General features: G+C 49.7%; 4 protein-coding genes. 1 reads left to right on the top strand and 3 read right to left on the bottom strand.

The genetic code is table 11. From position 1 onward, the window contains the following. The coding region (locus tag NZ772_12700; GenBank protein MCS6814410.1) for a family 10 glycosylhydrolase at positions 1-2,848 on the top strand (2,848 nt) is incomplete at its 5' end. A gap of 100 nt (positions 2,849-2,948) precedes the next feature. Here NZ772_12700 and NZ772_12705 read toward each other — a convergent pair. From NZ772_12705 to NZ772_12715, 3 genes are all read right to left on the bottom strand, one after another. Then, entirely contained in the window at positions 2,949-4,238 is a 1,290-nt protein-coding gene (locus NZ772_12705; GenBank protein ID MCS6814411.1) for a glucose-1-phosphate adenylyltransferase, read from the bottom strand. A 154-nt stretch (positions 4,239-4,392) separates the two neighbouring features. After that, positions 4,393-4,737 (bottom strand): cytochrome c, encoded by a 345-nt coding sequence (locus tag NZ772_12710; GenBank protein ID MCS6814412.1) that lies wholly within the window; start codon positions 4,735-4,737, stop codon positions 4,393-4,395. 268 nt (positions 4,738-5,005) lie between these two features. Then, on the bottom strand, positions 5,006-5,551 hold a 546-nt coding region (locus NZ772_12715), incomplete at its 5' end, for a cyclic nucleotide-binding domain-containing protein (protein ID MCS6814413.1).

Raw genomic sequence — 5,551 nt, forward strand, 5'->3', positions numbered from 1 at the left:
AGTCATCGCCAGTGGCGAAGTGGGTAGCCAGTCACCGCCTGGGGTGCAACAAGCATTACGATCGCTACTAGGAGCCTATTGGGTATCGCCCCTAGCCCAACCCAGTCAACTCCAGCCAGTTGTCATTGGTGAGCAAACGGTCGTGCCTCGGCCACAACCCAGTCAGCCGTTCCTAGGGGGCATATTGATGCCTACGGGAACAACCAGTCGTGCAATCGCCGTCTGGCAGCCCCTCCCTGAAACTAGCCAGTCTCTAGCCAATTTCCCAACCCCATCGGCACTACCACCCTCTCCACCTAGTCAACTCGCCCCAAGCCCTGCTGTCGTTGCTACCGATCGCACCATCTACCTAGGTTGGCAATGGGGTAGTGCCGCTAACAGTTCTCCAGAGGTTGATCAACTCTGGCTAGCTACGGCATTAAACCGCTATAAACCTGCTGTGCAATCCTTGGAAACTCCGTCCGTGCCTTCATCACCTGCGCCCCAACCTGAGACGGCGAGTAACGCAGCAACCATTATCCAAACTGCCCAGGCTCCACAGGGTGAGACCACAACCTCGGTTACTCAAAGGTCTCCCCAGCCCAGCGCTGCTCCGTCTCCAGCAGCTAGCACCTCAAACCCCTCACCTGCTCAGGGTGACACTTTGCCGCCAGTAGCCTCGCCGGTTGCTACCCCTTCTCGTCCTCAGGCCATCAATGTGGATCCAGATGACACTACCCAAGAGTCACTGTTTCCACCCCCTCGCATGACTGTTACCTCTGCGCCCATTAGCCATGTGGAGGCCGTGAGAATGGGTCGAGAGCTTGAACTCTTAGCAGGTCGGGTTGAGAGTGCGTTGGTTTCTGCCTATTCAGTAGATACGCCGATCAATTTGCGTCTCCAGCCGCAGCAGCAGGTCTCTGAACCAGACATCACGGTTGCGGTGTCTGGAACCCTAGATGGACTAGCCAGCCGAGACAGAGCACAGGCAACTTCCCTATGGAATGGTGAAGCAATGCAAGCGGTTACTGAAGCTCGACAGTTTCTTAAAGTTTTTCCGAGGTTGGTGGCACGGCGCGACTACCGAAATGCTCGTCATCAATGGCTTCATCACCAGCAACGGCTCCTGCGAAACTATCCCCTTAATCAGCCCACCATACATCCAGAAATCCGTGCTATTTGGCTAGATCGGGGTACGCTGGTGCAGGCAGGTTCAGAAGCAGGGTTGACTGTAATCTTCGATCGGCTAGCGGCGGCTGGTATTAACACAGTATTTCTGGAAACCGTAAATGCCGGGTACCCAATTTTTCCTAGCCAAGTTGCCCCCCAGCAGAACCCACAGCTTCAAGGTTGGGATGCTCTAGGATCAGCCGTGAAGCTTGCTCACCAGCGAGGGATGCAACTTCATGCTTGGGTGTGGGTGTTTGCTGCGGGTAACGAACGTCACAACCAACTCCTGGGGTTGCCTGCTAATTATCCAGGCCCAGTCATTGCTGCTAATCCGAGCTGGGCTAACTATGATAACCAGGGCAAGCTAGCACCCCCAGGGCAACCAAAGCCCTTTTTGGATCCTGCCAATCCAGAAGTGCGCAATTATCTGCTGTCTCTGTTTAAGGAAATTGTTACCCGCTATCCGGTAGATGGGTTGCAGCTAGACTATATCCGCTATCCGTTCCAAAACCCAGCTAGAAATCTTACCTATGGCTATGGACAGGCATCTCGCCGGATTTTTAAGGAGCAAACGGGCATTGATCCCATCACACTATCACCGTTGGATCCGAAGTTAGATGCACCAGCTAGCTCTGCCGATCGTGCCCTGCGAGAGGAATTTCGAGCGTTGACTGGGGTAGACCCCACCAGCATTAACCCCAACGGCAGGAACCCAGTTGTGGTGACAACGGAGAATGCTCAAACTAAAGATAGTGGTACAAGAACTTTGACAGAGCGGGAACTGTGGCAACAGTGGTCAGCGTTTCGGGTTCGCCGTAACCGTGAACTTTGGAACCAATGGACAGATTTTCGCGTTGAGCAGGTGAGTAGTTTTGTGGCAGAGGTGGCGACAACCTTGCGACGATCGCGCCCCAGCCTGATCTTGTCAGCGGCTGTTTTTCCCCTGCCAGAACGAGTACGGCTGATTAAGATTCAGCAACAGTGGGAAGTCTGGGTACAGCGTGGCTATTTAGATCTACTAGTGCCGATGACCTATGCCACTAGCACCAATCGTTTTCAACAGTTGATGGAACCCCTGATGGAGTTGGGTAACACACGCGCTGTATTTGTGCTACCCGGAATCCGCCTATTAAATTTACCTGCTGCCCTTGCAGTAGACCAAATTCAAACCCTACGTGATTTACCCTTTGAAGGCTATGCTCTATTTGCTGCCCAAGACTTGAATGATGCTTACCACAGTCTATTTAGCCGCACTCAGGGGGTACTAGCTCGCTGTAGCGTTCAACAAATCACCTGTGATGAACTGACCTCTACACCGATATCCGCGTTACAGTCAGAACCTATTCTTTATCGCCAGCCATTTCAGGCAGCTCATGCCCGCTATCTGATCCTGAAACGAGAATGGAGCTTCTTGCTAGCCCAAGGCAAACTGCAAATTTCTGACAGCAATTTGCGAACCATGCGTATTCAGGCAGAAGTGCTAGAACGAAGTCTTAGTCGCCTAGCCAATAGTCCGTCTAGGCAAACTATTTTTCAGGCTACTCGCGAGCTACAGGCGTTTCAGCAAGACTTTCCCACTTGGATACAAGACCACGCTAAGGAGCACCCTTACCAGGCAAAGGTATGGGAAAACCGTCTCATCAGTATTGCTACGCTGTTACGCTATGGCGATCGCATCTTGCACCGCTCCCTTGACTAGCTCAATCAGTGGCTCTAGTGCCCTAGATAGTGCCCAATAGTGCCCATGGGAGTGAGATGCAGCCTTCCTAGGTGGCATATTTAGCGGCTAGCCAGAAACACTAGATGATTGTGCCATCTGGAATTACAGCATTCTTGAGCACAACGACGATGCCACTGCGAATGTAGAAGCCTTGGCTTTCCCGATCAGCTTCCTGGACATTATCCTTGGTGACAATTTGAACGTTTTGCCCAATGCAGGCATTTTTATCGATAATGGCACGACGGATGATCGTGTTGGCCCCAATCCCGACTGGAATTTTACCCGTAGTTTCTGCTGTTTGTCGCTCAGCATAGGGTTGATAAAAGTCAGCCCCCATAATCAGGGTGTCTTCAATCGTACAGCCAGATTCTATCCGAGTTCTCACCCCTAGAACAGAGTGGTGAATGCGACAGCTTTTCAAAATGGAGCCATCGCCAATGATGGACTCTGTAATTTGACAATCAAGTAACTTGCTCGGTGGCAAATATCGTGACCGAGTATAGATTGGCGCTTCTTCGTTGTAGAAGCTAAAGGGAGGATGGGGCTGTTGAGTCAAGGCTAGGTTTGCTTCATAGAAGGCTGCGATCGTCCCAATGTCTTCCCAATATCCATCAAACAAATAGGCTTGAACATTGTGGGTTGCTGCTGCATTGGGGATAATTTCCTTACCAAAATCCGTTTGCTCTGGAGATTCTTGCAGCAAATTGATCAGCACTTTCTTGGTAAAGACATAGATACCCATGGAAGCAATAAATGGTTTCTCCTTAGCTTTTTCTGGCGTTAGGCCCAAGATAGTGGTATCCACCCTCATAGCTTCTAGAGCCTCGCCCTTGGGCTTTTCACTGAAGCTAGTGACACGGCCAGACTGATCAATTTTCATCAGGCCAAAATCAGAGGCACGCTTATAGTCCACTGGAATCACGGACAAGGTGATATCCGCATTTGTTTCTCGATGACGTCTCACAAAATCGCCATAATCCATGCGATACAGATGATCCCCAGAGAGAATCAGGTACTCATCTACGTCCCATTCCTGAAATAACCATAGGTATTGGCGCACCGCATCAGCAGTTCCCTGAAACCAATGGGGATTTTCTGGTGTCTGCTGGGCAGCTAACACTTCGACAAATCCTTCGGTAATTCCAGAAAAGCTATAGGTTCGACTAATATGTCGGTTTAGGGATGCTGAATTGAACTGTGTCAATATGTAAATTTTGAGAATATCCGAATTGATGCAGTTGCTGACAGGAATATCAATCAAGCGATATTTTCCTGCTAAGGGCACAGCTGGCTTTGCCCGCAGTTTGGTCAAGGGATAGAGACGGGTGCCCGCCCCTCCGCCAAGAATAATGCCAAGAACTCGTTTCACTGCAAACCCTCAATTAACCTTGCACGGCCTAACTTAAGCATTGGAGCCACAACTTTTCAGCCATGACATCCGCAACAATCTTAGAATTAGTACCGCCTTCCAACTACAGTGTCTGACTGAGTGGCAAAGTTGGCAAGGGGATCACTAAAAAAAATCACAGACTTTCTAAGTAACTGAGTAAATCTGCCATATCCTGCGAGTCGGGCTGAAACTGCGGCATGGGTGGCGTTTTCCCGCTGATAACTTGATGGATTAGCCCCACTTTGGATTTGCGAGCGCGCACGCCCAACAAGCTAGGCCCTACCATGCCATCCGCTTGCATTCCATGGCAGCCTGCACAGTTGAGTTGAAAAATAGCATGACCACGCTGAGGATCACCCTGTAGCAGCAGTACACTGCTAACATAGGGATCCGATGCTTGCCAGTAGCGAATCCCGAAGATTACACACAGCACAATCAGCGCAACCATAAGGATGGCCACACTAACACTCTGCACCATTGTTTCAGGTTTCACAGTTGAGTCCTGCAAGGGATAACAATACGATCAGAAATGTACATATAACTTTACTCGTTTTTAACGATAACGCAAAAATTGAGTTCAGTAATGGTTGCACTTCCTAGAGTTGGTATTTTTATGCTCTGGAGGGTTAGGTGGCAAGGGGAGACAGATTAAACCACCAGATATTTCTTCATCACAAGCCTTGATGGATGTGTAAGCTCTCACGATGAAGCCTCTCTAGGGAAAACTGCTCAGCGATTATGCAACCCTATGAGTTATGTGAATGAGTTGTGTGAGCTGTTGTCTGAGCTTTTTTGAGAGTTTCAAAGCGCTTGTCAGCCTCTCGGAGGCGGTTGCTCAAAACACGACACATGTGCAACAACAGTTCAGGGCGTTGAGCTATCAGGCTTTCAAAGTCATTTCTGCCTAACGTTAGCAAGGTGCAGTCTGTATCAGCAATTGCCGTAGCAGAGCGGGGGGCATCGTTCAAAAGGGCCATATCACCAAAATATTCCCCTGGCTTTAACAGAGCCAGGTGTTGTTGCGTTAGTTGCTTAAGGATGCGTACTTGTCCTTGATACACAATGTAAAGCGTGTCTTCATAACTGCCTTCGTGAAAAATTACTTCCCCAGCCAGAAAATCTTGATGGTTCAGCATTTGATCCACCAACAGTAAATCGTCTAGAGAGAGTGTGTTTAGTAGGGCAACTGTCTTGAGGAAGAGAATGCGATTCACAAATAGCTCCTGGTGATGACGTTGAGCAGGGGGTAGGGTCATGTAATGGGCAACCATTTGCAGCCATAGCTCTAGATC

The sequence above is a fragment of the Cyanobacteriota bacterium genome, assembly GCA_025054735.1.
GTDB lineage: Bacteria > Cyanobacteriota > Cyanobacteriia > SKYG9 > SKYG9 > SKYG9.

Excerpts from the sequence above, each read along its gene's own strand:
- NZ772_12710 (MCS6814412.1), bottom strand. The coding sequence starts at position 4,737 with ATGGTGCAGAGTGTTAGTGTGGCCATCCTTATGGTTGCGCTGATTGTG.